Genomic DNA, 25518 nt, shown 5'->3' on the forward strand with positions numbered 1-25518 from the left:
CAAGGCACTGCTGCGCAAGGCAGCCGCCCGCACGAAGGACGTGCTCTGGCAGACCATCGGTGAGCTCCTGGACGAGTTCTCGCCCGACGAATGCGCCAACTACTTCAGAGCCGCTGGATATGAACCGGAGTAGGCGGAAAGGGCTCTAGGATGTCTTCTGCCGGGATCGATTGATCGGGTTTCAGCTCGACGAAGGCGCAAGGCGTCTCGCCCCATTTCTCGTCCGGCATCGCGACGACGGCGGCCGCCTGGATGGCAGGATGCCGGTAAAGGGCGTCCTCCACTTCGATGGAGGAAATGTTCTCGCCGCCGGAAATGATGATGTCCTTGGAGCGGTCCTTCAGCTGCACATAGCCGTCGGGGTATCTCACGCCGAGATCGCCGGAATGAAACCAGCCACCCTCGAACGCCTTTGCCGTGCCCGACGGGTTCTTGAGATAACCCTTCATGACCACGTTGCCGCGGAACATGACCTCGCCCAGGGTCCGTCCGTCGGCCGGCACGGGCCGCATGGTGTCCGGGTCGAGCACGTCGAGGGCTTCCAAAACCGGATAGCGCACGCCCTGACGGGCCTTCTTGGCCGCGTAGTCGCTGGAGTCGAGCGCCTCCCAGTCCTCGTGCCATTCGTTGACGACTGCCGGTCCATAGACTTCTGTCAGGCCGTAGAGATGCGTCACGTCGAAGCTCGCAGCCTTCATGGCCGCGAGCACCGCTTCCGGCGGGGGAGCCGCAGCTGTTAGGAATTTGACCGTGTGGGGCAGGGGCCGCTTCTCGGAAGCCGGCGCATTGAGCAGTGCCGACATGACGATGGGCGCGCCGCAGAGATGCGTGACCCTGTGGTCGGCAAGCGCATCGTACATGGGCTTCGCGCGCACGGCTCGCAGGCAGACATGGGTGCCCGCGACGATGGACAGCGACCAGGGAAAGCACCAGCCGTTGCAATGGAACATCGGCAGGGTCCAGAGATAGACGGGATGCTGCCCCATGCCGGCGGTGAGGATGTTGCCCAGGGCGAGCAGATAGGCGCCGCGATGATGATAGACGACGCCTTTCGGATCTCCCGTGGTGCCAGAGGTGTAGTTCAGGGTGATCGCGTCCCACTCGTCCCGGGGCGGAGTCCAGGCGAAATCGGGATCGCCTCCGGCAAGAAACTCCTCATATTCCACGGTGCCCAGCCGCTCGCCCGGGCCGGTGAATTCCGGATCGTCATAGTCGATGACGAAGGGTTTGACCGAGGACAGTTCGAGAGCCGCCTTGATGGTGGCCGAGAACTCCCGGTCCGTGATCAGCACCTTGGCTTCGCTGTGCTCCAGGGAGAAGGCGATGATCTTGGCATCCAGGCGGGTGTTCAGGGTGTTGAGCACGGCACCGGCCATGGGCACGCCGTAATGGCATTCAAGCATGGCGGGCGTGTTGGGAAGCATGACCGAGACGGTATCGCCGCGGCCGATCCCGCGCCTGGCGAGCGCCGAGGCAAGCCGCCGGGTACGCGCGTAGAAATCACGATAGTCACGAACGAGCGGACCGTGGATCACAGCTGGGCGGTCCGGATGAACGCTTGCGGCCCGCTCCAGGAAAGAGAGCGGCGTCAGCGGCTGATAATTCGCCGGATTCTTGTCGAGGTTCGTGTCGTAGATTGTTGAGGTCACTGGCGTTCCTCCCGCTGGCGAGTATCGCCATGAGGGGGGAGACTGACAATCCTACGAAATGTCAGCCTTTGAACGGCCTGCGGAGCCTCATTCCTTGATCGACATCATGGCCCGCTGCGCTTTCGCCGTGATCTCACCCCAGGCCTGGGCACGGATGTCGGCGGGCTGACAGACCCACGATCCACCGATGGCCACGACATTCGACAGCGCAAGCCAATCCCGGGCATTCTTCTCGTCGATCCCGCCCGTCGGGCAGAATCGCGCCTGCGGGAACGGTCCGGCAAGGGCTTTAAGAGCCGGAATGCCGCCGGCTGCAACCGCCGGGAAGAACTTGACGGTCTGAAAGCCATGGGAGAGGGCCGCCATGAGCTCGGAGGCAGTGGCGATGCCGGGAATGAACGGCATCTCGCTCCGGCTCGCCGCTTCGAGCAGGTCGGGCGTGGCGCCGGGGCTCAAGGCATAGCGTGCGCCGAGCGCCTGAGCGCGCTCGAGATCCTTCGGAGTCAGAACAGTCCCGATGCCGACGATGGCCTCCGGCACCTCTCGGATGATGGCCGCCGCTGATTCTGCCGCCGCGGCAGTGCGCAAAGTGATTTCCAGCAGACGCAGCCCGCCCGCGACGAGAGCCCGCGCGAGGGGAACCGCATCCTCCACGCGCTCCAGCGTGATTACCGGAACGATGGGGCCGGCGCGGAGGAGGTCGGCCAGCGTCTTGCTGCGGGCGCTGGCGAGGTCCTTCTGATCTTGGGGCATGAGAGGAACTCCCTGGATGGAGATGGTGTCAAGATTTTATGGCATGGCCTCGCGCGGAATGATCGCGCCGCGATAGCGCACGACCTGTCCGGCGAGGTGATGTCCTGCCGCCGCGGCGGAACGAGGGCTTTCCCCCGAAAGGCGGGCATGCAGATAGGCGGCGGCGAAGCTGTCGCCGGCCGCCGTGGTGTCGACCACGTCGTCTGCAGGCTTGCCGGGCACGAGGATGTCCTCACCTTGCGACATGACACGGCAGGTCAGGTCGGGATGCTTGAGGACGATCTCGGCCCGGTCGGAGAAGGCCAGCAGCTCCTCCACACCCTTGTCGCCGAACAGGAGATCGAGGTCTTCCGTGGATGCGAGGATGATGTCGGCGCATGCGAAGGCCTGACGGAAGGCGGTTCGTGCGACTTCAGGATCCGGCCAGCCACGCGGGCGGAAATTCGTGTCGAAGGCAACCCGCCGGCCCTTGGACCGAACGTTGCGGAGAACGTCGAACAGGCGCTCGCGTCCGCTCTCCCCATAGAGAGAGAGGGAGATGCCCGACAGGTAGACGAGATCGTAGGTCTCGATGGCTTCGATGATGCTCGCGGCTTCCGGCGCCTGGAACAGCAAGCGCGCGGCCGCGGTTTCGCGCCAGTAGGAGAAACGTCGCTCGCCATTCGGGTCCGTCTGGATGATGTAAAGCCCCGGGAGGCGCCCGGGCAGGCGCAGGACCCGTTGTGTGCCAACGCCTTCCTTGTTCCAGGCCGCGATCAGCTCATCGCTCCAGCTGTCGTCTCCCAATGCGGTGATGTAGTCGGTTCGGGTCCCGAGACGGGCCAGATAGACGGCGGTGTTGAAGGTATCGCCGCCATAGCCCCTGGATAACCGGCCGTCGGCCTCCTCCCGAAGCTCGATCATGCATTCACCGATGCAGGCGACTTTTGTCATGTTTCCACCGTGGCGCTTTTCGGAACGTGGCGAGCTTCAGCCCTTTTCGATCCAATACCCGGAATACTGCGATTTTGCGACAGGGAAGGTGACATCAAAATATCCTCGAATGTCCAGCCCAAAGACGAGAAAGAGGCAGGGCATCGCGGGATAACCGGCCCCGGACTCGAAAGGCGGTTCTGCCATCGATATTTCTCGACAGGCGAGCCACTTCGATCCCCCCAGGGTTGCGCATGGAGCGCGCTTCAAAGCCCTGCGGAACCAGCATTCAGGCGCTTCTTGACGAGAAATCGACAAGTAACTCGTACTATTGTGCGGAAAGCTGGCTTTGCCATCTTTAATTCTTGGCTGAAAGCGTTATTGAGATTCTGCTGTCTTACGCATTCACCATCTACGATAAGGAGTTTCTGATGGCCAAGACTGCAACCAAGGTTTCCAAGAAGGCCCCGGCCAAGAAGGCTGCGGCCCCTAAGGCTGCAGCGAAGGCATCGTCGAAGGCTGCAAAGGCGCCCGCAAAGACCGCCGGCAAGGCTGCTGCGACCAAGGCACCGGCGAAGAAAGCGGCTGTGAAGAAGGTTGCGAAGGCTTCCTCCTCGGCATCGTCCCCGATCCTGACGCTGCGCCACATCGCTGAGAAGCTCTCCGAGCTGCACGAGGTTCCCAAGCGCCAAGCCAACGAGATGCTGACCCAGGTTGTCGAGATGATCGCCAAGAGCCTGAAGAAGGGCGATAAGATTCGCCTGAGCGGCCTCGGCATCCTTCAGGTGCGCAAGCGCGCCGCTCGCATGGGCCGCAATCCTCAAACCGGTGAGCCGGTGAAGATCAAGGCTTCGAAGAAGATCGCCTTCCGCGCGGCCAAGGACCTCAAGGAATCGATCTGATTCTCGGACAACGGGGCACGCTCGACGCGTGTCCCGATGAATTCCAGTCAGAGAGCAAGGCGGTCGTCGCCTTGCTCTTTTTCGTTCCGGAGCAATTTCCGGCAAGTGGATCAGGTTTACGGTCGAAGAATGCGCTCAGCAAAGGGATGAGTTGATTCCACGCAAGTGGCTCCGTGTCGTCTTCCTGAATGACAGGTTGGAATCATCCCAATTCTCACTGAGATTGAATGGAGCGTTCTCCACCACTTGCCTGCTCACGGTTACCCGGGCCGCTATCCGACACGCATCTCCTCCACTCCACGACCCAGCCGCACTTTAAGCGGGAGGTGTGGTGCTGGCTGCATTTCAGCGTAGCCATCTTTCGAAATGGCAGTGATCGCAGAAGCATCCGGTGCCGCGAAGAGGACGTCGACATTGCAGGTTCATTGTGGTCGGTGGAACGTGACGATGATCGAAGGGGGTTAGCGGGAAATACCCGTCTATCGGCGTTCCTTACCGCCCTCGAGCATCGGACTCGATAGCGTGTTCTTTTGGAATTGACTCGAAAGTGCGCCCAATGCGCTAGAGCATCGTCGGCGAAGTTGATCCGGTTCTCAGTCGAAAATGCGGCAAAGCAAAGAAGGGAGATGATTCCACGCAAGGGGAAACAGCTCTAATAAACGGTTCGCAATTCTTTGAAGTCTTGCTCAGCCCTGGCTGCGATGAGGCTTACCTCAATCGCATTCATTTCAATATGGATTCGTACCGGGCATGTCGCTGATGAGCGAATGATCTTCACGCCTCTGAAGGAGAGGCGTCGATCAGTTGAATGCGTAGCTCGGGGCCTCGCCCATCTGGGCCGCCTTGGCTGCGAGCAGCAGAGCCTCGCCGAGTTCCCGGGCATGCTCGGGTGTCATGGCAACGGGCATCTGGTGGCGGATGCCACGCTCGTATTCCTCAGGGGTCGTTGCGAGTTCGATCACCATCATCGCATCGCGACCGTCGAGCGTACCGACAGAGAAGCTGGTGAGAGCGCCGATCAGATCCATATCCGGTTTCATGGTTTTGCCCTTTGCGTAGCGTAAGAAATCAATACTCGACCCGGCACCCCCTGTCTGCTCTGCGTATAGAGGGTGGATTTTGTTACGTTATCTTTGGCCTTCCGGAACGGGGCGGCCGTGAAGCGTCTCGTCGTCTCGCAGGGATCACGGGTAAGAAAAAACGATCTGCTTCAAGTAAATTCGCCGATAAATCGACCAAGTTTGCGTATCAAATGCCTGACTGGAACGTTGACAGACAGGAATCTTGGCCGCGATCGCGAGATTGAGGGCCGGGAACGGAGGTGGTCATGGCGAACAGGTTCCTGAGTACTCTCGCGTTCTTTCTGCTGGCCGGTGATGTTCTTGCCGGGAGCCCCGTCGCACCGGAAAGCCAGCTCGATGTCGCTCTCGTGATCGCAGTCGATATCTCGTCCTCCATGGAAAGTGACGAGCAGGGTCTCCAGCGCGAAGGCTTCATCGATGCCTTCCGGTCCTCTCTTGTCCATGAGGCCATCGGGAGCGGCCTGAATGGCCGTATCGCCGTAACCTATGTCGAGTGGTCCGGCGTCAAGGATCAGCGGGTCATCGTACCGTGGATGATCATCGACAGTCCTGAGAAGGCCATGTCGTTCTCCAACCAGCTCGCCTACCAACCCATCCGCCAAGCGGGAATGACCTCGATCTCAGGCATCATCGACCAGGGCAGGAAGCTGTTCGAGCCGCTGGGAAGCGCCCCGCTTCGCCGCGTCATCGACATATCCGGAGACGGTCCCAACAATGACGGCCGCCATGTCACTTACGCGCGCGACGAAGCAGTTGCGGACGGCATCATCATCAATGGGCTGCCCATCATGTTCAATCGTGGATCCGGTAGTGCCGAGCAGGATGATCTGGATCTCTACTATAGGGAGTGCGTCATCGGGGGCGCCGGCTCCTTTGTGATTCCCGTGCATGATCCGGAACAGTTCGCCATGGTGGTGCGCACGAAGATCATGCGTGAGGTCGCGGGAATCGGCGATGCGCGGTCCTTGATCGTGCCGGCTCAGTCGGGAAGCATGAACTGCATCACGGGGGAAAGACGCAAGCAAGAGGATCTGCTGAGCCAGGAGAAGAAGCCCTGAGCGGCGCTTCGACTCCCCTATGCTCATTTCATGAGGCCCGCGGATCTGAGCGCCTTCGTGATCACCGAACCGATATCCAGATGAGACTGTGCCGGACGCCTGTTCTGCCGTGCCTCGCGCGGTGCGTCTTCCACGTATGGTGCTTCCGTTGGAGGGGGGAGGACATGCACGGTCGCGGTCGTGTCACGAGCGACGGCATTCTCTGGAGCCCGACGGATTGCCTTTTCTTCGACGTGCTCCGTCAGCCCCCAGAACTTCGCGATTCGGTAGCTCGACGAGATGCCCACGTCGAGCAGGAAGGGGCCGGCCGCACCGTAATTGTGCTCGTCATTGCCGACGGCTAGGGGCGTTCCATGCGCCATCCCGGTGATGACATATTCCTCAATGATCTCGTTGCCTTCTGCATCGGTCCAGGCGCGCCTCGGATAGCCGTCCACGACGTCGCTGCGGCTGGCCTCGCTACGCAAACCATGGACATTCGTCCATTGCTTGATGATCTCGCCCGCATTCATCGGCTTGACCGTCGCGTCGGCGCTGCCGTGCCACACGGAAACCTTGGGCCAGGTTCCTTTATGGGATGACGCCTCGCGCACCAGGGTGCCCCATTCCTCAGCGGAACGCGTCTGCCCCTGGAACATGCACTCGAAAGCTTCCGGAATGCTGGTGGCGCAGCGATAGGGCAGACCGGCAACGATGGCGCCTCCGGCAAAGACCTCCGGATAGGTTGCGAGCATCGTCGATGTCATGGCGCCGCCGGCCGAAAGCCCGGTCACGAAGATCCGGTTGCGATCCAGATTGTGCCGCTCGATCGCATGATCGACCATCTGCCGGATCGAATGAGCCTCGCCGTGATCCCGTTCGATGTCGGCAAGCTGAAACCAGTTGAAGCAGCGCTTCGGGTTGTTGGTCTCCTGCTGCTCGGCATAGAGGAGGACGAACCCGTAGCGGTCCGCAAGCGCCGACCAGCCGGAGCCATGATCGTAGCCTGCCGCCGTCTGCGTGCATCCATGCAGGACAACCACGAGTGCAGGAGAGGGCGGCAGACTTTCCGGAACGTAAGTCAACATTCTCAGATTGCCGGGATTGGAGCCGAAGCCGGTGACTTCAGTCAGGCGTGACGGCACCGACGGATGTCCCATGACAGGGGATGCCGCGTTCGACGCGTTCATCGCGGTTTCCCACTGGCGGCGGTATTGTGCCAACTGGCGAAGCATCTGCCCTAAGCGTTTCATAATGACTGGGCCCTTTCGGGTAAGGAGTTGTCTCGAAGTCAACGCCTCATATGGGGTCTATGTTGCAATGCACAATAGATTTGCTGCATCGCGTCATGTGGCCGATTTTTCCGGCGACCCTAGGGGAACTGGGCCGTTTCGCACACGAAACACGCATGGGAGGCGTGACCGGCTCACCGCAAAGGCCCGCAAGAAAAGTTCAGGCCGGGACACGCTGATGTCCCGGCCTGTTTCCTTCATCAGGAGCGCTTCTCCGAAGGTCTCTTCTTGTCCTTCGGACTTTTGTGATCTTTGGGCCCCTTACCTTCTTTCGCCGCCCGGTATGGAGGAGGACCGCCTCTCTCCTGCGGTCCCTTGCCTTTCGGCTTGTCCCACGGCTTGCCTTCGCGGGGGCGCCGGTCATGGGACTTGCCCTGTCCGGCATCGGCGGGCTCGATGCGAATGTCCTCGTCATTGGACTTGCGTGCGGCTGCGGCGAATTTCGGCGCATGCGACTTGACGATCTCGAACTTGGTCTCGCGATCGAAGATCTTGATCGAGCCGATTTCCTTCTTCGTCACGTGACCCAGGCGGCAGATGATCGGCAGCAGCCAGCGAGGATCGGCGTTGTTGCGGCGCCCGACGCTCATGCGGAACCACACCATGTCTTCGGACGAGCGTTCGAAACCTTCTCCCGATGAGCCGCGGCCTCCCTCCTTGAAGCCGCGCTGGCGATCCTCCTGCCGCTCGCGCTTGTCCTTGCGCTGGCGCGGCTCGCGATCCGCGCCCGCATCGACGATCTCTTCAGGCGCAGGCAGGCGCGCACGAAAGAACCGCGCCAGGGCATTGGCGATATCCTCGGCCGAGCGCTCCGCCAGAAGCGCCCGCGCCATGGCGAGATCCTCGTCCGTCACCTCTTCGGAGAAGATCGGATCCTGCATCATCCGCTCGCGGTCGCGCTGGCGGATCTCGTCGGCGGAGGGCGGGCCGGCCCAGGTCACGTCGACGCCGGCCATGTCGATCAGCCTCTCGGCCTTGCGCCGGCGCGTATAGGGCACGAGCATCACGCAGACGCCCTTGCGGCCCGCGCGGCCCGTGCGGCCGCTGCGGTGCAGGAGGGTCTCGTGATCGTTCGGCAGGTCGAAATGGATCACGAGGCCGAGATCGGGCAGGTCGATGCCGCGGGCGGCCACGTCGGTGGCCACGCAGACGCGGGCGCGGCCGTCGCGCAGCGACTGCAGGGCGTTGCTGCGCTCGTTCTGGGTCAGCTCGCCCGAGATGGCGACCGCCGCGAAGCCGCGCTCGATCAGGCTGGCATGCAGATGCCGCACCGCCTCGCGGGTGTGGCAGAACACCATGGCGCCACGGCTCTCATAGAAGCGCAGCACGTTGACGACCGCATGCTCGACCTCGTTCGGCGCGATCCGGAGCGCGCGATACTCGATATCGCCATGCGGCTCGTTCTCGACCAGGGTGTCGATGCGATGGGCCTCGCGCTGATAGCGCCGCGCCAGGGTGATGATGTTCTTCGGCAGGGTGGCGGAGAACAGGAGCGTGCGCCGATCCTCGGGCGTGGCGTCGAGGATGAACTCCAGATCCTCGCGGAAGCCGAGATCGAGCATCTCGTCCGCCTCGTCGAGCACCACGACGCGCATCTTCGACGTGTCGAGGCGGCCGCGCTCCAGGTGGTCGCGCAGGCGGCCCGGCGTGCCGACGACGATATGGCAGCCGTCGGCCAGGGCCCGCTGCTCCCGGCGCACGTCCATGCCGCCGACGCAGGAGACGACCCGCGCGCCCGCTGGGCCATAGAGCCAGATGAGCTCCCTGTTGACCTGGAGGGCGAGCTCGCGGGTCGGGGCGATGATCAGAGCCAGAGGCTCGCGCGGGGCGTCGAAGCGCTCGGCGTCGCCCAGGAGCGTGGACGCCATGGCGAGGCCGTAGGCGACGGTCTTGCCCGAGCCGGTCTGGGCGGAGACGAGGAGGTCGCGGTCGCGGGCATCCGGTTCCAGCACGGCGGCTTGGACCGGGGTCGGATCGTTGTAGCCTCGGTCGGCAAGGGCGCGTTCAAGGCTGGGATTGGTCTTGGGAAAAGGCATGTGAATAGGGCTGAACCGTGTTTGGGAGCCTCCTAAGGGCTCCGGTAAGGATGATCAGCCGGAGGCAGCGGCGTCGTCAATTTCGTCGATGGACACCAGGAACACGACATCGATATCGAGGTCGCCGTCATTGTCTTCGTCGTCTTCGTCGACCTCGTCCTCTTCGTCCAGGGCCTCATAGAAGGCATCGATCTCATGTTCCGATGCGGGCCGTGTCGTCAAGGCAGCTGAGCCGTCCCACAGGGACCGGCCCTCGCTCTTAAACGACTTTAAGTCATCTTTAAAGCTCTCACTGAAAAAGAGTTCGCGGGCTTGTTCCTCGTCCGCGTTCGTCACGGCAGCCGCCTTGCCGTCGATTTCCAGGGTGACCATGGCTCTTCCTTCGACAATAGGTTGATCAAAGCACTAACGCCTAGGTGCGGGATTCGATCAAACTGAGCTGTCTCAAGACTTTCGGGCCTCAGGAAGCATGTGAAAAGCACGTGAGACCAGTATAGACACGAAGCAACCAATATGAGACCAGTTAAGCCGTGAACCCGACTGGACTCATTCCCCATTTCCGGTCCTTGGACCGGCTGTCCCTGCCAGGCTCCCGTGTCAATGAGGACGGGATCGGCCTGCATGGACCTTTTGCCTGGGTCATCGACGGGGCGACCGGCCTCTCGGAGGAGCGGCTGACCTCCTGCGGCAGCGATGCCGCCTGGCTCGCCGGAATCGTCGGCGACTGGCTGATGGACCTCGCGGGGGACGTGGGTGCCGATGCGGTGCTGCGCCGGCTCGAGGCCGCTATCGATGCGGACTTCCGGGAAGCAACGGCCCATGTCCGGGAGATCGACGACCATCAGGCGCCGTCCGCCTGCCTCGGCCTGATCGAAACGATGCAGGGGGAGGGAGGGCGCGTCCACATCCAGGGCCGCTTCCTCGGCGACGTGATCGCCCTCGTGCCAACGGAGCAGGGGGTCCTTCGGTGGAGCGACGAGCGGGCAAAGCCCTTCGAGAGGAAGACCCTGGCGGCCCTCGGAGCCCGGGATCATGAGCCGGGCTCGATCCCCGAGGCGGTCAGGCTCCAGATCCTCGAGAACCGCGGCAGGCTCAACCGGCCGGACGGTTACTGGGTCGTGAACCCGCGCCGTCCATGGGCCGGGCAGGAGCTGCGCTTCGACGCGCAGGTGAAAGCGGGCGCCCCGATCGTGCTGGCGACCGATGGATTCATGCGGCTCGTCGATGTGTTCGGGGCTTATTCGGACGGTGCCCTTCACGCCCGGCTCGCGGCGGGCAAGGGGGCCGATCTGATGCAGGAATTGCGGGAAAGAGAGCGGGGCGACCTCATGGCGGGCGCCTATCCTCGTGTTAAGACCCACGACGACGCGACCTTTCTCGTGATCTCAGCCGAGCCATCCGGCTGAAGAAATTCCGTCCGGCATGGTCGAGGATCAGGCCGGACGGTGGGACGACAAGGACTTCAACGATGAGGGAACCGACAATGAAACTGACCCGACGCATTCTGATGGGCGCTGCCGCCGCAGGCTTCCTGCTTTCAGGCACGGCCGCCATGGCCCAGACCGAGCTGACCTTCTGGAGCTGGCGCCAGGAAGACAAGGCCTTCTACCAGGACATCATCAAGAAGTTCCAGGCCACGGAGCCGGGCATCACGGTGAAGTTCGAGACCTACGCACCCGAGAACTACCAGACGATCCTGTCCACGGCGCTTGCCGCCGGTCGCGGTCCGGACGTGATCCAGGTGCGCGCCTACGGCAACCTGGAAACCATCGCGACCCCCGGCTACCTGCTCGCCCTCGACAAGCAGAACGTGCCGGAGCTGGCGAATTTCCCCGAAGCGGCGCTCGCGGCCGAGACCCTGCGCTCGGACGGCAAGGTCTATGCGGTTCCCTTCGCCATGCAGGCGCAGCTCGTCGTCTACAACAAGAAGATCTTCAAGGATAACGGCCTGAACCCGCCGAAGACCTGGGACGAGATGATGGCTCTGTGCCAAGCGCTCAAGGCCAAGAACATCAACCCGTTCTCCAACGGCACGGCAACGGCCTGGCAGAACGAGACCATTGTGGGCGGCCTGCTCTCGTCCATACTCGGCAAGGACTTCGAGTCCGATATCGTGTCCGGCAAGGCGAACTTCACCGATCCGCGCTTCGTCAGCGCCCTCGCCAAGCTGAAGGACATCAGCCAGTACTTCGCGCCGAACTTCACCGGCGTGGATTACCCGTCCTCGCAGCAGCTCTTCGTGGCGGGCCGCGCGGCCATGTTCGCGGGCGGCTCCTACGAGGTGGCGAACTTCAAGAACCAGAACCCCACGCTCGATCTCGGCGTGTTCCCGGCCCCCGTCCTGAAGGCGGGCGACCAGGCGCTGATCGCCACCTATTACGACGGCGGTTATGCGGTGAACGCGAAGACCGAGAAGAAGGATGCCGCTCTCAAGTTCGTGCGCTTCCTGGCGACCCCCGAATACGGCACGGCCTTCACCAACACGCTGAAGAACCTGTCGCCGATCAAGGGCATCAAGATCGAGGACTCGATCACGCAGGACGTGGCGAAGCTCGCCGAGAACTCCATGTCGTACCTGATGCTCGTGCGCTTCCGCTATCAGGAGCCGAGCGGTTCGGTGCTGCTGCAGTCGAACGTGCAGAAGATGCTCGCCGGCCAGCAGACCCCGGAGCAGGCCGCTGCCGAGATCAACAAGGGCATCGCGACCTACTACAAGCCGTTCCAGAAGTAAGCGTCTGACACAGGCGGCGGCGAACTCATCCGTTCGCCGCCGCTCGAGCTCCAGCAGAATGCCACGAGAGCCCTCATCCTGAGAGGCAGGCCCAAGGCAAGGACAAAAGCCTCACCAGCCTTTCGTAGGCAAACTTTGGGTGTCATTCCCTCCTACGTCATGGCCGGGCTAGTCCCGGCCATCCCGATACTGTGAAGCGCTGCGCTTTACCAATCGGGATCACCGGCACAAGGCCGGTGATGACGACGGAGGTGAATGCTCGGTCAGCCTCTGAGGAGGTCGGTGTTTTGTCAGACGTTCACCCCGTAAGGTTTCACACATGCAAGCCTCGCGCCAACAGCCCCGCACATTGAAGCACCGTTTATGGGTGGCGTTCCTTGTCGTCCCGCCCATCGTCTTCATGTCGCTGTTCGTGGTCTATCCGATCCTGTCGGCCTTCGCCTATGCCTTCTACGACTGGCAGGGACTGGCGCGCGGGCCGTTCGTCGGCCTGAAGAACTTCAAGGAAGTGCTGTTCGGCGCCACCATGGCGCCGGTGGTGTGGAACGCCTTCCTGCACAACGTCTATGCGCTGATTGCGCTGATGATCATCCAGAACGGCGGCGGGTTCCTCCTCGCCTGGCTTCTCTACAAGGAGCCCTTCGGCTTCCGCTTCCACCGCATCGCGGTCTTCGTGCCGGTGGTGCTGTCGACGATCATCGTCGGCTTTCTCTGGAAGCTTTTTCTCAATCCGAATTTCGGCATCATCAATCAGGCCCTCTATTCGGTCGGGCTCGATTCATGGGCCAAGCCGTGGCTCGGTGATTCCTCGACCGCCCTGGGGGCGCTCATCCTGGCCAATGCCTGGCACTTCGTCGGCTTCCCGGCGCTCGTCTATCTCGCCGGCATGCAGCGCATCCCGCCGGAGGTCATCGAGGCGGCGCGGCTCGACGGCACCAACGAGTGGCAGCTTCTGAAGAACATCGTGTGGCCGCTGGTGGCACCGAGCACCACGATCCTCTTCACGCTGCTCTTCATCGGCGCGTTCAACTGGTTCGAGATTCCCTATGTGATGGTCGGCCTCGACGGTTCGCCCTTCGGCTCCACGGACGTGCTCGGCCTCGTCTTCTACCGCACGGCTTTCGGCAACCAGAGCGCCAGCATCCAGAATTTCGGCATGGGTTCGGCCCTGGCCACGCTCCTCTTCCTCTTCATCGTCGTCTTCGCGTCCATGCTGACCCTGTGGCTGCGCCGTCGGGAGATCCAGTTTTGACCGCCATCACGTCCGATACGCCGGCCACGCGGCAAGCCATCCCCTTCGTCCTGCTCGCCCAGGTCATCCTGATCGCGAATTCCTTCATCATGCTCTATCCGGTCGTGGTGATGGTCCTTTCCGCCTTCAAGACGACGGGCGAGATCTTCGAGCATCCCTTCGCGCTACCGGATTTCACGCAAGTTCAGAACTTCGCCAAGGTGCTCGGCGAAACCGCGATGCCGACCTACTTCGTCAACTCGGTCCTCGTGACGGGCACCTCGATCATCCTGATCTTGGTACTCGGCACGATGGCGGGCTACGCGGTGGCGCGTTACGAGTCGCGCACCAACACGTTCATCCTGCTGTTCTTCCTGGCAGGGCTGATGCTGCCCCTGAAGCTCGCCGTGATCCCGCTCTTCATCCTGCTGCGCGACCTTGGACTTCTGGACAGCCGCTGGAGCCTGATCGTCACCTATACGGCCATCGGGTTGCCTTCGACCGTGTTCATCATGGCGGGCTTCCTGCGCACCCTGCCGGCGGAGCTCGAGGACGCGGCTCGCATCGACGGCGCGTCCGAGCCCCGCATCATGTGGTCGGTCATGCTGCCGCTGGCGCGTCCCCCCATGGCGATTGCCGCGATTCAGAATGCGGTGCCGATCTGGAACGACTTCTTCTTCCCGCTGGTCTTCATCCAGACGGATAGCCGCAAGACCCTGCCGCAGGGCCTGACCTCCTTCATGGGCGAATACACCACCGATTGGGGCATGCTGTTCGCGGGTCTCACCATCGCGGCGGCGCCGATCACGCTGCTCTACATCGCCCTTTCGCGCCAGTTCATCCAGGGCATGACAGCAGGCGCCGTGAAGTAGGAGACGGATAATGCTGATCCCGAAAGGCGCCCTCGTGGTCTCCTGCCAGGCCCGGGCCGACAACCCGCTGCACGGTCCCGTCTACATGTCCGCCATGGCGCAGGCTGCGGAGGCAGGCGGCGCGAAAGGCATCCGCGCCAACGGCGAGGCCGATGTGGCGGCGATCCGCGCCGTGACGAGGCTCCCGATCATCGGGATCTCGAAGGTGTGGGACGAAAGCTTTCCGGTCTACATCACGCCGGGTTTCGCGCAGGCGGAGCAGATCGCGAAAGCCGGCGCGGACATCATCGGCATCGACGCCACGCCGCGCCCGCGCAACGGCGATCCGGTGGAGCGCCTGATCGGACGCATTCGAACGGAACTCGGCCGGGAGGTCTTCGCCGACATCGCCACCCTGGAGGAGGGGCGGTCTGCCCATGCGGCAGGTGCGACCTATGTCGCGACGACGCTTGCCGGCTACACGGAGGAAACGGCGTCCCGCAAGGGCCCAGGGCCCGATCTGGAGCTTCTGTCGGCTCTCGTTGTGGAACTTCCTGTGCCGGTCGTTGCGGAAGGCCGGTTCGATACGCCTGATCTCGTTGCGGAAGCTTTTCAGCGTGGAGCCCACGCGGTGGTAGTGGGGACTGCCATCACGAACCCGCGCGAGATCACCAGGCGGTTCGTTCAGGCCGTCCAGCATTGAATGAAAACTTGTAACGGAAACGTGAGACTACTTCTGGCGTTCTCGGGTGTACCCATTCACAATGGGTCCCAAACGAGGTGATGCCGTGCTGATCCGCCGCCCTGACGATATCCTGCCCTCCGAAATCACCCCTCGCGAGGTGTATTTCAATCGCCGCCAATGGATGACGGGCGCTGCCGGGCTGGCCTTGGCCGCGGCCCTTCCCAGAGGCCTGGAAGCCGCGCCCCTGTCCGCCGCCAAGAGCCCCTTCTCGACGGACGAGAAGAAGACGAGCCGCGAGGACGTCACGAGCTACAACAACTACTACGAGTTCGGGACCGGCAAGGAGGATCCGGCGGCCAAGGCCGGCCGCCTCAAGTCCTCGCCCTGGACGGTCAAGGTCGACGGCATGGTGGGCAAGCCTGCCGAATTCGCCGTCGAGGATCTCATCAAGTCGTCGGCCCTGGAGGAGCGCATCTATCGCATGCGCTGCGTCGAGGGCTGGTCCATGGTCATCCCCTGGGTCGGCTTCCCGCTGGCGGACCTGATCAAGCGGGTGGAGCCCCTGGGCAACGCGAAATACGTCGCCTTCGAGACCGCCTTCCGGCCCGAGGAGATGCCGGGCATGGATTCGATCTTTCCGGTGCTCGAATGGCCCTATGTGGAGGGACTGCGCCTGGACGAGGCCATGAACCCCCTGACCATCCTGGCGGTCGGGCTTTACGGCGAGACCTTGCCGAACCAGAACGGCGCGCCGATCCGGCTGGTCATTCCGTGGAAGTACGGTTTCAAGGGCATCAAGTCGATCACCCGGATCAGCTTCGTCGACAAGCAGCCGGCGACCTCCTGGAACAAGCAGGCGCCGAGCGAATATGGCTTCTACGCCAATGTGAACCCGAATGTGGACCATCCCCGCTGGAGCCAAGCCACCGAGCGGCGCATCGGCGAGGGCGGCCTGTTCGCGAAACGCCGCCCGACGCTGATGTTCAACGGCTATGCCGAGCAGGTGGCGAGCCTTTACACCGGCATGGACCTGCGGAAGCTCTACTGATGGCGGGACGAGCCTCCGTTCAGGGCGGGAGGAAAGGCTTCGTCCTGCCTCAGGTGCCGAAGATCGCCGTCTACATCGTCGGCTTCATCCCGGCCGTCTGGCTGTTCTATGCGGGCATCGAGGATCGCCTCGGGGCCGACCCGATGCGCTATCTGGAGCAGGCGCTGGGTCTTTGGGCCCTGCGCTTCCTGATCGCCACCCTGGCGATCACCCCGCTGCGCCAGCTTTTCAACGTCAACCTGCTGCGCTACCGCCGGGCCTTGGGCCTGCTGGCGTTCTATTATGCCGCCCTGCATCTCACCACGTATCTCGTGCTGGACCAGGGACTCGATCTCGCGGCCATCGGGGCCGATATCGTGAAGCGGCCTTACATCACCATCGGCATGGCGACGTTCGTCATACTCATTCCCCTGGCGGTGACCTCCAACAATGCCGCGATCCGGCGAATGGGGGGACAGGCCTGGGCAAAGCTGCATCGCCTGGTCTATCTCGCGGCCATCGGGGCGGCGCTGCATTTCCTGCTGGTGGTCAAATCCTGGCCGACCGAGCCAATCGTCTATGCGGCCATCGTGGCCGTGCTGCTCGGCTATCGGCTGCTCCGCCCGATGGTGAGGAAGCCGTCTCCCCGGCGGCGCGCCGCTTGAAAGGGCCGCCAGCTTCGTTAGGATAGCCGTACCGGGTGGGCCACCGCCAAGCGTGAGACAGAGAATGCATTCGAAAGGGCTTTCGATCGGAAAGTTTGCGAAGACGCTGGTCTTCGGGCTGCTTCTCTCAGGCTTCGCGTTGGTCGGCGGTGCTTCGGCCCAGACCAGGGACGTCGTGGTATTCGCCGCGGCCAGCCTGAAGAATGCGCTCGACGACGCCGGCGCCGCCTGGATGCGCGAGACCGGCAAGCGGGTCACGATCTCCTACGCGGCCAGCAATGCCCTCGCCAAGCAGATCGAGGCCGGCGCCCCGGCGGATCTCTTCTTCTCCGCCGATCTCGACTGGATGGACTATCTGGCCTCGAAGGGTCTGATCAGGCCGGAGAGCCGCGTCAGCCTGCTCGGCAACGCGCTTGTCCTCGTCGCGGCCAAGGGCTCGACCATGCAGGTTGCGCTCCAGCCCGGAATCGATTTCGCTGCTATCCTCGGCAGCAATCGCTTGGCCATGGGCCATGTGGATGCTGTGCCGGCGGGAAAATACGGCAAGGCCGCGCTCCAGTATCTCGGCGCCTGGGCCGGCGTGAAGGACAAGGTCGCGCAGGCGGACAACGTGCGCGCCGCTCTCCTGCTCGTGTCGCGTGGCGAGGCGCCGCTCGGCATCGTCTACAGGACCGATGCGGTCTCCGATCCGAATGTGAGCATCGTCGCGACGTTCCCGGAAGAGAGCCATCCCCCGATCGTCTATCCGGTCGCGCTCACGAAGGATTCCGCCAATACTGACGCCGCGGCGTTCCTGGCCTTCCTGCGCTCGGACAAATCCAGGCCGTTCTTCGACAAGCAGGGCTTCACGTTCGTCGGCAAGGCGGCCTCCGGTTCGTGACGGATTGGCTGTCTCTCGAGGAATGGACGGCCGTTCGCCTCAGCCTGAAGGTCGCCCTCGTGGCGATGACGGCAAGCCTCGTTCCCGGCATCGCCATCGCGCTGCTGCTGGAACGCGGCCGCTTCTGGGGACGGCAGGCGCTCGACGTGATCGTCCATCTCCCGCTCGTGCTGCCTCCGGTCGTGGTCGGCTGGTTTCTCCTCATCGGCTTCGGCCGCCGTGGACCCATCGGGGCCTTTCTTGCCGAGCAGTTCGGCATCGTCCTGTCGTTCCGCTGGACAGGAGCCGCGCTCGCCTGCGCCATCATGGGCTTTCCGCTTCTGGTGCGTGCCATCCGCCTGTCCATCGCCTCGGTCGATCGCAAGCTCGAGGACGCCGCCGGCACATTGGGCGCGCATCCCGTGTGGGTCTTCGCGGTCGTGACGCTGCCCCTGATCCTTCCCGGCCTCATCGCCGGCATGATGCTGTCCTTTGCGAAGGCCATGGGCGAGTTCGGCGCGACGATCACTTTCGTGTCCAACATCCCCGGTGAGACGCAGACCATCCCGAGCGCCATCTATGCCTATACGCAAGTGCCGGGAGGCGAGAGCGGCGCGATGCGGCTGACGCTCGTGTCCATCGTCATCTCCATCGCGGCGCTCTGGATGTCCGAATGGCTGGCCCGGCGCGCGCGCTCGCGGGTTCATGCGTGATGATCCTCGGGGTCGATATCCGGCATGAGCAGGGCGGGTTCGAGCTGCAGGCGCGCTTCCAGTCCGGCGGCGGGCTGACGGCCCTGTTCGGGCCGTCCGGTTCCGGCAAGACGACCATCGTGAATGCGATCGGCGGCCTCGTCCGGCCGGAACATGGCCGCATCGTCGTGCAGGATCGCGTGCTGCTCGATACGAAGAAGAACGTCTTCGTGCCCAAGCACAGGCGGCGGATCGGCTACGTCTTTCAGGAGGGGCGCCTCTTCCCGCATCTCGACGTGCGCCAGAACCTGCTCTTCGGCCGCTGGTTCACGCCCCGGCCGGAAAGGACGACGAGCTTCGATCATGTGGCCGATCTTCTCGGCATCGGGCATCTGCTGGAGCGGCGGCCGTCCACCTTGTCGGGCGGCGAGAAGCAGCGGGTCGCCATTGGGCGGGCGCTTCTGGCCGACCCGCACTTGCTGCTCATGGACGAGCCGCTGGCCTCTTTGGACGAAGCGAGAAAGGCCGAGATCTATCCCTATATCGAGCGGCTGCGCGACGAAGGCGCGGTGCCCATCGTTCTCGTCAGCCACTCCGTGGCCGAGATCGCAAGGCTTGCAACGTCGATTGTCGTTCTGTCCGAAGGCCGGGTGACGGCATCGGGCACCGCATCGGAAATCCTGCGGCATACGAATCTCTTCGCGCAAGCCGGTCCGGCCGAAGCCGGCGCCCTGGTCGAGGCCCGGGTCCTGAGACATGAGGACGGCTACGGTCTGACGATCCTTCAGGCAAAGGCCGGTCCTCTGACCGTCCCGCGGGTCGACCGCCCCGTCGGGACCTCTCTGCGTGTGCGCCTGCGGGCCCGCGACATCATCCTCTCGCTGCACAGGCCCGAGGGTTTAAGTGCGCTCAATGTCCTGCCAGGACTTGTTTCCTCCATCGACGACGCCGGCGGGCCGAGCGTCGACGTGATGCTGGACTGTCACGGGGACGGGCTGGTCGCCCGCGTGACCCGCAAATCCGTGACCGAGCTCGGCCTTGTTCCAGGGCTTCCCGTTCATGCCATCATCAAGAGCATCGCCTTCGATCCGGAGGCTCTCGGGACCGTGGCGCCGCAGGATATGTGATATTCCCGCCCGTCGAGGTTGCGTCGGCGGCAGAGCCGTGTAGCCTCTTCGGCCAATGTTTCCAGCTTCGAAAGCCTAAGACCATGAACGAACAATTCCGCAGCCCGACCGATGCCGCGTCCCATGCCAAGCTTCTCGACCGCTTGGGGGAAGTCGCCGTGCGCGTCGGGTTGGGGCTGAAGCCCGGGCAGGAATTGGTCGTGACGGCGCCGCTCGAGGCCGTCGCGCTCGTGCGGCGCATCACGGAACATGCCTACAAGGCCGGAGCCTCCCTCGTCACGACGATCTTCTCCGACGAGGAGAGCGCGCTCATGCGCTTCCGAAATGCCCGGGACGAGAGTTTCGACACGGCTGCGGCCTGGCTCTACGAGGGCATGGCGGCCGCCTACAGGAACGGTGCGGCGCGGCTCGCCGTCGTCGGCGAGGATCCGTCCCTGCTCGCCAAGGAGGATCCGGAGAAGGTGTCCCGCGCCAACCGGGCGCGCTCGAAGGCCTACATGCCGGCTCTCAACATGATCGCCGGCTTCGACATCAACTGGACCATCGTGTCCGCCGCGACGCCCGCCTGGGCCAAGACCGTGTTCCCGGACGATCCGGAGGACGTGGCCGTCGCCAAGCTCTGGAAGGCGATCTTCTCGGCCTCGCGCGTCGATACGCCCGATCCCATCGCCGCGTGGGAGACCCACAACGCGAACCTCCAGGCGCGCACGCGCACGCTCAACGGGAAAAACTATGCCGCGCTCCATTTTCGCGGCCCCGGCACCGATCTGCGCGTCGGCCTCGCCGACGGGCACGAATGGAACGGCGGCTCGACCCGGGCGAAGAACGGCGTCGTCTGCAACGCCAATATCCCGACCGAAGAGGTTTTTACCACGCCCCACAAGGACCGGGTGGACGGGCATGTGACCAGCACCAAGCCGCTCTCCTACAACGGCACCCTGATCCAGGACATCCAGGTGCGCTTCGAGGCTGGGCGGATCGTGGAGAGCAGGGCGCGCACCGGCGAGGCCGTGCTGGGCAAGGTTCTCGATACGGACGAGGGCGCACGCCGCCTCGGCGAAGTGGCTCTCGTGCCCAATTCGTCGCCGATCTCGCAAAGCGGGCTTCTCTTCTTCAACACCCTGTTCGACGAGAATGCCTCCAGCCACATCGCGCTCGGCCAAGCCTACAGCAAGTGCATCCGCGACGGCGGGACGATGAGCGAGGAGGAACTCGCCTCGCGCGGTTCCAACAAGAGCCTGATCCATATCGATTGGATGATCGGCTCCGACCGGATCGACGTGGACGGCATCACGCAGGACGGCAGGGCCGAGCCGCTCATGCGCGGCGGTGAGTGGGTTACGTCATAACGAAAGTCTGGCGTATCGCAGCGTTTTCGGCACCCATGACGCCGGAGATTGCCTGATCCGACGCAAACAGACCTTGACGGACCGGGTCCGTCACTGTGATGGAAGACAGGTATCAAAGAGGTACTGGGCTTATGCAAGTTAAGCTCGGGGCCGTCTCGCGAGCATGGATGGATGTCGGATACTGCCAATCGTAGGTCTCAGGACCAAGCCCTCCTGTCGGTTCGCTCCCTCTCGGTGGAGTTCGGCAAGGGGGAGGGCGCCTTCAGGGCCGTCAAGGACGTCAGCTTCGATGTGCAGCCGGCCAAGACCCTGGCGGTCGTCGGCGAGTCGGGATCGGGCAAATCCGTCACCTCCCTGGCGATCATGCGCCTGACTGACTACACGGGCGGACGCATCACCGGCGGGCAGGTGCTGTTTCGTCCCGACGGCGGCGAGGCGCTCGATCTCGTCAAGGCATCGGATGCCAGGCTCAGGGAGATCCGCGGTAACGACATCGCGATGATCTTCCAGGAGCCGATGACGTCGCTCAATCCCGTCTTCACGATCGGCAACCAGATCTCCGAAACCCTGATCCTGCATCAGGGCCTGGGCGGACGCGACGCACGCCAGCGCGCGAAGGAGCTTTTGCAGAAGGTGCGTCTGCCCGACGCCGACAAGCTCCTCGACCGCTATCCGCACCAGCTCTCCGGCGGCATGCGCCAGCGCGTGATGATCGCCATGGCGCTCGCCTGCAACCCGAGGCTCCTGATCGCCGACGAGCCGACGACGGCCCTCGACGTTACGATCCAGGCGCAGATCCTCAACATCATCCGCGATCTGCAGCAGGAGATGGGCACCGCCGTCATCTTCATCACGCACGACATGGGCGTGGTGGCCGAGATGGCCGACGACGTGGTGGTGATGTGGAAGGGCGAGAAGGTGGAGCAGGCGCCGGTGCGCGACATCTTCGCCGCGCCTCAGCATCCCTATACCAGAGCCCTTTTGTCCGCCGTGCCGCGCCTGGGCAGCCTGAAGGGGCAGCCTTTCCCGAAGCGCACGCCCGTGATGGTGATGGATGGCGGCGTCGCCAAGCCCGTCGGCGAGACCCATGAGCAGAACACCGCCGATTACACGAAGCCGATCCTCCAGGTGGACAAGCTCACCACGCGCTTCGATGTGGGCAAGACCTTCTTCGGCCGCGTGACCCACCGGGTCCATGCGGTGGAGGAGGTGAGCTTCGACATCTATCCCGGCGAGACGCTGGCTCTGGTGGGCGAATCCGGCAGCGGCAAGTCCACCATCGGGCGCACGCTGCAGCAGCTCGTCGAACCGACGGGCGGCACCGTGCGCTTCGACGGGCGCGACATGGCCGCCATGAGCCAGGGCGAGCGGCGGCGCCTGCGGCAGGAAATCCAGTACATCTTCCAGGATCCGTTCGCGTCGCTCGATCCGCGCCACACGGTGGGCTACAGCATTGCGGAACCGATCATCGTCCATGGCCTGATCAACGACCGCAAGGCGCGGGACCGTCGCGTACACGAATTGCTGGAGCAGGTCGGCCTGCAGCCGCAGCACGCCAAGCGCTATCCGCACGAGTTCTCGGGCGGCCAGCGGCAGCGCGTCTGCATCGCACGGGCGCTTGCGAGCAATCCGAAGCTCGTGATCGCGGACGAATCCGTGTCCGCGCTCGACGTGTCGATTCAGGCGCAGATCGTCAACCTGCTTATGGAGCTGCAGGAGCGAAAGCGGCTGTCCTATCTCTTCATCACCCATGACATGGCCGTGGTGGAGAAGATCAGCCATCGCGTCGCAGTGATGTATCTCGGACAGATCGTCGAACTCGGCACCCGTCGGGCGATCTTCGAGAACCCGCAGCATTCCTACACCCGCAAGCTGCTCTCGGCGGTGCCGATCGCCGATCCGCAGCGGGAGCGGGCCAAGACGCGGATCGAGGGCGAGATTCCGAGCCCCGTGCGCCCTGTGGGGCAGGAGCCCGCCATCCATCGCATGCGCGAGGTCGAGCCGGGCCATTGGGTTGCCATCGAAACCGATCAGCTCCGTGGGGCTGCTTGAGAAGCGAATGATAAGGGAGACAACACAATGAAGTTCTCTGCTACGATGAAGGCCCTCGGCCTGACGGCCGCCGTCGCGCTGGCGCCGCTGATGGCATCCGGCGCCCAGGCCGCCGGAACGCTGACCACGGCGGTTGCCATCGATCCCGGCAGCTGGGATCCCATCGACACGTTCCTGGTCGATTGGTCGTCCGCCGCCAACAACATCTTCGACGGCCTGACCGCGCGCGGCGCGGACATGAAGCTGAAGCCCGGCCTTGCGACGTCGTGGGAGTTCCTCGACAACAACAACCGGATCCGCTTCAAGCTGCGCCAGAACGTGAAGTTCCACAACGGCGAGCCGTTCAATGCCGAGGCCGTGAAGTTCACCTTCGACCGCCTTCTCGGCGAGGAGGGCAAGAAGGGGCCGCAGCAGTCGAACTACAACTCCATCGATCACGTGGAAGTCGTCGACGACAACACGGTCGATTTCGTCATGAAGCAGCCGGATCCCGTCCTGCTGACCAAGCTCGCCGGCTATGGCGGCATGATCGTGCCGCCCAAGTATATTCAGGAAAAGGGCGACGCCTATTTCAACATGAACCCGGTCGGCACCGGGCCGTTCAAGTTCGTGGAATACACCCCGAAGGTCAGCCTCACGCTCGAAGCCTTCCCCGAGCATTGGGGCGGCGCGCCGAAGCTCGACAAGGTCGTGACGCGCTTCATCTCCGAGGCGAACACCCAGGTGGCCGAGCTGCAGGCCGGCCGCATCGACGTGGCGACGCTCATCCCGTTCGGCCTTGCACCGACAGTGGAGAAAAGCCCCGACCTGAGCCTCATCAGCATCACCGGCCCGACCGTCGTCGCGCTGCGCCTGAACACCAAGGAAGGCATCACGAAGGACGTGAACGTCCGCAAGGCGCTGATCATGGGCATCGACCGCGACGCGATCATCAAGGCCGTGCTCCTCGGTCACGCCAAGCCGATCGCAAGCTTCCAGTCCGACCTGTCCTTCGGCTATGATCCAAGCATGAAGCCGCTTCCCTTCGATCTCGCCAAGGCGAAGCAGATGCTGCAGCAGGCCAAGGTTCCCGCCGGCGCTCCGGTGCGGATCGACTTCCGCGGCAACGACGCGACCTTCCGCGAGGTGGCGCAGGCCGCCGCCGGCTTCCTCCAGGCGCTGGGCCTCAAGCCCTCGCTCCAGCCGCATGAGCCCCCGGTTCTGCTCAACGACATCATTCCGAACGGCAAGACCGGCGAAGCCTGGCACAACGCCTGGGGCGGATGGACCTTCGACTACGACAACACCGCTTACCTGATGTATCACTCGGGCGAGAAGTGGAACCCGTACGACAACGATCCCAAGCTGAACGCCCTGCTCGAGAAGCAGCGCACGATGTACGACGTGAAGGAGCGTGAGAAGGTTCTCCAGGAGATCGCCCGCTACGTGGCCGATCAGGCGCTCGAGATTCCCCTCTACAACCAGAACACGCTCTACGGCGTGAACAAGCGGGTGAAGAACTTCGACGCTCCCTCCGACCGCCGCTTCCGCTTCACGGAAACGACGGTGGAGTAAGAACCCGCCTCGGACACGATCTCTTCGGGCCTGTCCGAGGCGCTGAGATTCACGATGAGGCCCCGCATCTGCGGGGCCGTTTTTCCGAGAGCAAGAAGGGCCACCCGATGGCGGGCTTCATCCTCAAACGATTGTTGCAGGCTGTTTTCGTGGTCCTCGCAGTGACTCTGATCGTCTCCTTCGCGATCAGGCTGTCGGGCGATCCTGCGATCATGCTCATGGGTGGCGGCAACGTGACCGAGCAGGACCTGCAGAACATCCGGCAGGCGCTTGGGCTCGACCGGCCGTTCTTCGTGCAATACCTCGACTTTCTCGAAGGCATGACGATGGGCGATTTCGGCACGAGCTTCATGGGCGGAACGCCCGTTTCCATGCTCATCGCCAATGCCCTGCCGGCCACCCTCCTGCTGGCGTTCACGTCCCTGATCGTGTCCATCGTCCTGTCGGTGCCTCTCGGCGTCTATGCGGCGGTCAATCGCGGGCGCTGGCCGGATCAAATGATCCGCATCCTGTCGCTGGTCGGTCTGTCCTTTCCGAATTTCTGGCTCGCCATCATGATGGTGCTCCTGTTCTCCATCGTGCTCGGCCTGCTGCCGCCGAGCGGCATGGAGGGGCCGGAGAGCTTCGTCATGCCGGCGCTGACCATGGCGATCATTCTCACCGCCACGAATGTGCGCCTCGTGCGCACCTCCATGCTGGAGACGCTCTCGCAGCAATACATCATGGTGGCGAGGTCCAAGGGCCTGCGCGACCGCGTCGTCCTCTACAAGCACGCCCTGCGCAACTCGGCCATTCCGCTCGTCACCTATATCGGCCTGCAGTTCGGCGGCCTCATCGGCGGCATCGTCATCATCGAGCGCGTGTTCAACTGGCCCGGCATGGGAACGCTCGCCTTCGACGCCATCTCGAATCGCGACTACCCGGTGCTGCAGGGCACGATCACGGTGCTCGCGCTCTTCATCGTTCTCATCAACCTCCTGGTCGACATCGCCTATGGGCTGATCGACCCGCGCATCCGGACGGAGTAGGCCC

At 63.5% G+C, this 25518-nt stretch carries 23 protein-coding genes and 1 pseudogene; 17 read left to right on the forward strand and 7 right to left on the reverse strand.

All coding sequences use genetic code 11. The features are described from left to right. Positions 1-133 (forward strand): annotated as a pseudogene (locus AB4097_RS13445) (IS630 family transposase); the annotation flags it as partial. On the opposite strand, the gene AB4097_RS13450 reads toward AB4097_RS13445, so the two are convergent. From AB4097_RS13450 to AB4097_RS13460, 3 genes are all read right to left on the reverse strand, one after another. Next, on the reverse strand, positions 105-1649 hold the full coding sequence (locus AB4097_RS13450) for an acyl-CoA synthetase (RefSeq protein WP_442040304.1): 1545 nt from the start codon (positions 1647-1649) through the stop codon (positions 105-107). The pseudogene AB4097_RS13445 and the gene AB4097_RS13450 sit on opposite strands and share 29 nt — an antisense overlap. Before the next feature lie 87 nt (positions 1650-1736). After that, the gene (gene eda / locus AB4097_RS13455) at positions 1737-2402 is read right to left on the reverse strand and encodes a bifunctional 4-hydroxy-2-oxoglutarate aldolase/2-dehydro-3-deoxy-phosphogluconate aldolase (RefSeq protein ID WP_442040306.1); all 666 of its coding nucleotides are present in this window, start codon (positions 2400-2402) and stop codon (positions 1737-1739) included. Between the two features lie 36 nt (positions 2403-2438). Beyond that, positions 2439-3335: a sugar kinase gene (locus AB4097_RS13460; RefSeq protein WP_442040308.1), complete on the reverse strand. Its 897-nt coding sequence runs from the start codon at positions 3333-3335 to the stop codon at positions 2439-2441. Positions 3336-3745: 410 nt separating this feature from the next. Here AB4097_RS13460 and AB4097_RS13465 point away from each other — a divergent pair, with 410 nt between their 5' ends. Further along, on the forward strand, positions 3746-4216 hold the full coding sequence (locus tag AB4097_RS13465) for an HU family DNA-binding protein (protein ID WP_442040310.1): 471 nt from the start codon (positions 3746-3748) through the stop codon (positions 4214-4216). A gap of 800 nt (positions 4217-5016) precedes the next feature. Here AB4097_RS13465 and AB4097_RS13470 read toward each other — a convergent pair. After that, positions 5017-5256, reverse strand: coding sequence for a hypothetical protein (locus AB4097_RS13470; protein ID WP_162820471.1), 240 nt, complete (start codon positions 5254-5256; stop codon positions 5017-5019). A gap of 287 nt (positions 5257-5543) precedes the next feature. Here AB4097_RS13470 and AB4097_RS13475 point away from each other — a divergent pair, with 287 nt between their 5' ends. Continuing rightward, on the forward strand, positions 5544-6356 hold the full coding sequence (locus tag AB4097_RS13475) for a DUF1194 domain-containing protein (RefSeq protein WP_442040313.1): 813 nt from the start codon (positions 5544-5546) through the stop codon (positions 6354-6356). Between the two features lie 23 nt (positions 6357-6379). Here the strand turns inward: AB4097_RS13475 and AB4097_RS13480 are convergent, their stop codons facing one another. The 3 genes from AB4097_RS13480 to AB4097_RS13490 all read right to left on the reverse strand — a co-directional run bounded on the left by AB4097_RS13480 (position 6380) and on the right by AB4097_RS13490 (position 10035). Further along, entirely contained in the window at positions 6380-7588 is a 1209-nt protein-coding gene (locus AB4097_RS13480; protein ID WP_442040315.1) for an extracellular catalytic domain type 1 short-chain-length polyhydroxyalkanoate depolymerase, read from the reverse strand. A gap of 239 nt (positions 7589-7827) precedes the next feature. Continuing rightward, on the reverse strand, positions 7828-9663 hold the full coding sequence (locus tag AB4097_RS13485) for a DEAD/DEAH box helicase (protein WP_442040317.1): 1836 nt from the start codon (positions 9661-9663) through the stop codon (positions 7828-7830). Positions 9664-9717: 54 nt separating this feature from the next. Next, positions 9718-10035: a hypothetical protein gene (locus tag AB4097_RS13490; RefSeq protein ID WP_114946193.1), complete on the reverse strand. Its 318-nt coding sequence runs from the start codon at positions 10033-10035 to the stop codon at positions 9718-9720. Between the two features lie 158 nt (positions 10036-10193). On the opposite strand from AB4097_RS13490, the gene AB4097_RS13495 reads away from it, so the two are divergent. The 14 genes from AB4097_RS13495 (at position 10194) to AB4097_RS13560 (ending at position 25514) form a co-directional block, all read left to right on the forward strand. Next, entirely contained in the window at positions 10194-11069 is an 876-nt protein-coding gene (locus AB4097_RS13495) for a hypothetical protein (protein ID WP_442040320.1), read from the forward strand. Between the two features lie 77 nt (positions 11070-11146). Further along, a complete protein-coding gene (locus AB4097_RS13500; protein ID WP_442040322.1) occupies positions 11147-12394 on the forward strand; it encodes an extracellular solute-binding protein in 1248 nt (415 codons plus the stop codon). A gap of 367 nt (positions 12395-12761) precedes the next feature. Further along, positions 12762-13646, forward strand: a complete 885-nt coding sequence (locus AB4097_RS13505) for a carbohydrate ABC transporter permease (RefSeq protein WP_442040324.1) — start codon at positions 12762-12764, stop codon at positions 13644-13646. Next, a complete protein-coding gene (locus AB4097_RS13510) occupies positions 13643-14497 on the forward strand; it encodes a carbohydrate ABC transporter permease (RefSeq protein ID WP_442040326.1) in 855 nt (284 codons plus the stop codon). Before AB4097_RS13505 ends, AB4097_RS13510 begins: the two co-directional genes overlap by 4 nt. 10 nt (positions 14498-14507) lie before the next feature. Beyond that, positions 14508-15179, forward strand: coding sequence for an N-acetylmannosamine-6-phosphate 2-epimerase (locus tag AB4097_RS13515; protein WP_442040328.1), 672 nt, complete (start codon positions 14508-14510; stop codon positions 15177-15179). 61 nt (positions 15180-15240) lie between these two features. Further along, a complete protein-coding gene (msrP, locus tag AB4097_RS13520; RefSeq protein ID WP_442040330.1) occupies positions 15241-16209 on the forward strand; it encodes a protein-methionine-sulfoxide reductase catalytic subunit MsrP in 969 nt (322 codons plus the stop codon). Next, complete coding sequence (gene msrQ / locus AB4097_RS13525; protein ID WP_442040332.1) at positions 16209-16853, forward strand: protein-methionine-sulfoxide reductase heme-binding subunit MsrQ; 645 nt, start codon at positions 16209-16211, stop codon at positions 16851-16853. Before msrP ends, msrQ begins: the two co-directional genes overlap by 1 nt. 64 nt (positions 16854-16917) lie before the next feature. Then, entirely contained in the window at positions 16918-17733 is an 816-nt protein-coding gene (modA, locus tag AB4097_RS13530) for a molybdate ABC transporter substrate-binding protein (protein WP_442040334.1), read from the forward strand. Then, positions 17730-18425, forward strand: a complete 696-nt coding sequence (gene modB / locus AB4097_RS13535) for a molybdate ABC transporter permease subunit (protein WP_442040336.1) — start codon at positions 17730-17732, stop codon at positions 18423-18425. The genes modA and modB overlap by 4 nt, the downstream gene beginning before the upstream one ends. Continuing rightward, positions 18425-19531, forward strand: coding sequence for a molybdenum ABC transporter ATP-binding protein (gene modC, locus AB4097_RS13540; RefSeq protein WP_442040427.1), 1107 nt, complete (start codon positions 18425-18427; stop codon positions 19529-19531). Before modB ends, modC begins: the two co-directional genes overlap by 1 nt. An 83-nt stretch (positions 19532-19614) precedes the next feature. Continuing rightward, positions 19615-20880 carry an aminopeptidase gene (locus AB4097_RS13545; RefSeq protein ID WP_442040338.1) on the forward strand — a complete coding sequence of 422 codons (1266 nt, stop codon included), beginning with the start codon at positions 19615-19617 and terminating at the stop codon, positions 20878-20880. A gap of 171 nt (positions 20881-21051) precedes the next feature. Then, entirely contained in the window at positions 21052-22932 is a 1881-nt protein-coding gene (locus AB4097_RS13550; RefSeq protein ID WP_442040340.1) for an ABC transporter ATP-binding protein, read from the forward strand. A gap of 27 nt (positions 22933-22959) precedes the next feature. Further along, positions 22960-24486 carry an ABC transporter substrate-binding protein gene (locus AB4097_RS13555; protein ID WP_442040342.1) on the forward strand — a complete coding sequence of 509 codons (1527 nt, stop codon included), beginning with the start codon at positions 22960-22962 and terminating at the stop codon, positions 24484-24486. A 107-nt stretch (positions 24487-24593) separates the two neighbouring features. Further along, a complete protein-coding gene (locus AB4097_RS13560) occupies positions 24594-25514 on the forward strand; it encodes an ABC transporter permease (protein ID WP_442040344.1) in 921 nt (306 codons plus the stop codon). The last annotated feature ends 4 nt before the right edge of the window (positions 25515-25518 follow it).

The organism is Microvirga sp. 2MCAF35 (assembly GCF_052115545.1).
Lineage (GTDB): Bacteria > Pseudomonadota > Alphaproteobacteria > Rhizobiales > Beijerinckiaceae > Microvirga.

Coding starts and splice junctions, on each gene's coding strand:
- eda (WP_442040306.1), bottom strand. CDS start 2,402: ATGCCCCAAGATCAGAAGGACCTCGCCAGCGCCCGCAGCAAGACGCTG.
- AB4097_RS13460 (WP_442040308.1), bottom strand. CDS start 3,335: ATGACAAAAGTCGCCTGCATCGGTGAATGCATGATCGAGCTTCGGGAG.
- AB4097_RS13465 (WP_442040310.1), top strand. CDS start 3,746: ATGGCCAAGACTGCAACCAAGGTTTCCAAGAAGGCCCCGGCCAAGAAG.
- AB4097_RS13470 (WP_162820471.1), bottom strand. CDS start 5,256: ATGAAACCGGATATGGATCTGATCGGCGCTCTCACCAGCTTCTCTGTC.
- AB4097_RS13475 (WP_442040313.1), top strand. CDS start 5,544: ATGGCGAACAGGTTCCTGAGTACTCTCGCGTTCTTTCTGCTGGCCGGT.
- AB4097_RS13480 (WP_442040315.1), bottom strand. CDS start 7,588: ATGAAACGCTTAGGGCAGATGCTTCGCCAGTTGGCACAATACCGCCGC.
- AB4097_RS13485 (WP_442040317.1), bottom strand. CDS start 9,663: ATGCCTTTTCCCAAGACCAATCCCAGCCTTGAACGCGCCCTTGCCGAC.
- AB4097_RS13490 (WP_114946193.1), bottom strand. CDS start 10,035: ATGGTCACCCTGGAAATCGACGGCAAGGCGGCTGCCGTGACGAACGCG.
- AB4097_RS13500 (WP_442040322.1), top strand. CDS start 11,147: ATGAAACTGACCCGACGCATTCTGATGGGCGCTGCCGCCGCAGGCTTC.
- AB4097_RS13515 (WP_442040328.1), top strand. CDS start 14,508: ATGCTGATCCCGAAAGGCGCCCTCGTGGTCTCCTGCCAGGCCCGGGCC.
- msrP (WP_442040330.1), top strand. CDS start 15,241: ATGGGTCCCAAACGAGGTGATGCCGTGCTGATCCGCCGCCCTGACGAT.
- msrQ (WP_442040332.1), top strand. CDS start 16,209: ATGGCGGGACGAGCCTCCGTTCAGGGCGGGAGGAAAGGCTTCGTCCTG.
- modA (WP_442040334.1), top strand. CDS start 16,918: ATGCATTCGAAAGGGCTTTCGATCGGAAAGTTTGCGAAGACGCTGGTC.
- modC (WP_442040427.1), top strand. CDS start 18,425: ATGATCCTCGGGGTCGATATCCGGCATGAGCAGGGCGGGTTCGAGCTG.
- AB4097_RS13545 (WP_442040338.1), top strand. CDS start 19,615: ATGAACGAACAATTCCGCAGCCCGACCGATGCCGCGTCCCATGCCAAG.
- AB4097_RS13550 (WP_442040340.1), top strand. CDS start 21,052: ATGTCGGATACTGCCAATCGTAGGTCTCAGGACCAAGCCCTCCTGTCG.
- AB4097_RS13555 (WP_442040342.1), top strand. CDS start 22,960: ATGAAGTTCTCTGCTACGATGAAGGCCCTCGGCCTGACGGCCGCCGTC.
- AB4097_RS13560 (WP_442040344.1), top strand. CDS start 24,594: ATGGCGGGCTTCATCCTCAAACGATTGTTGCAGGCTGTTTTCGTGGTC.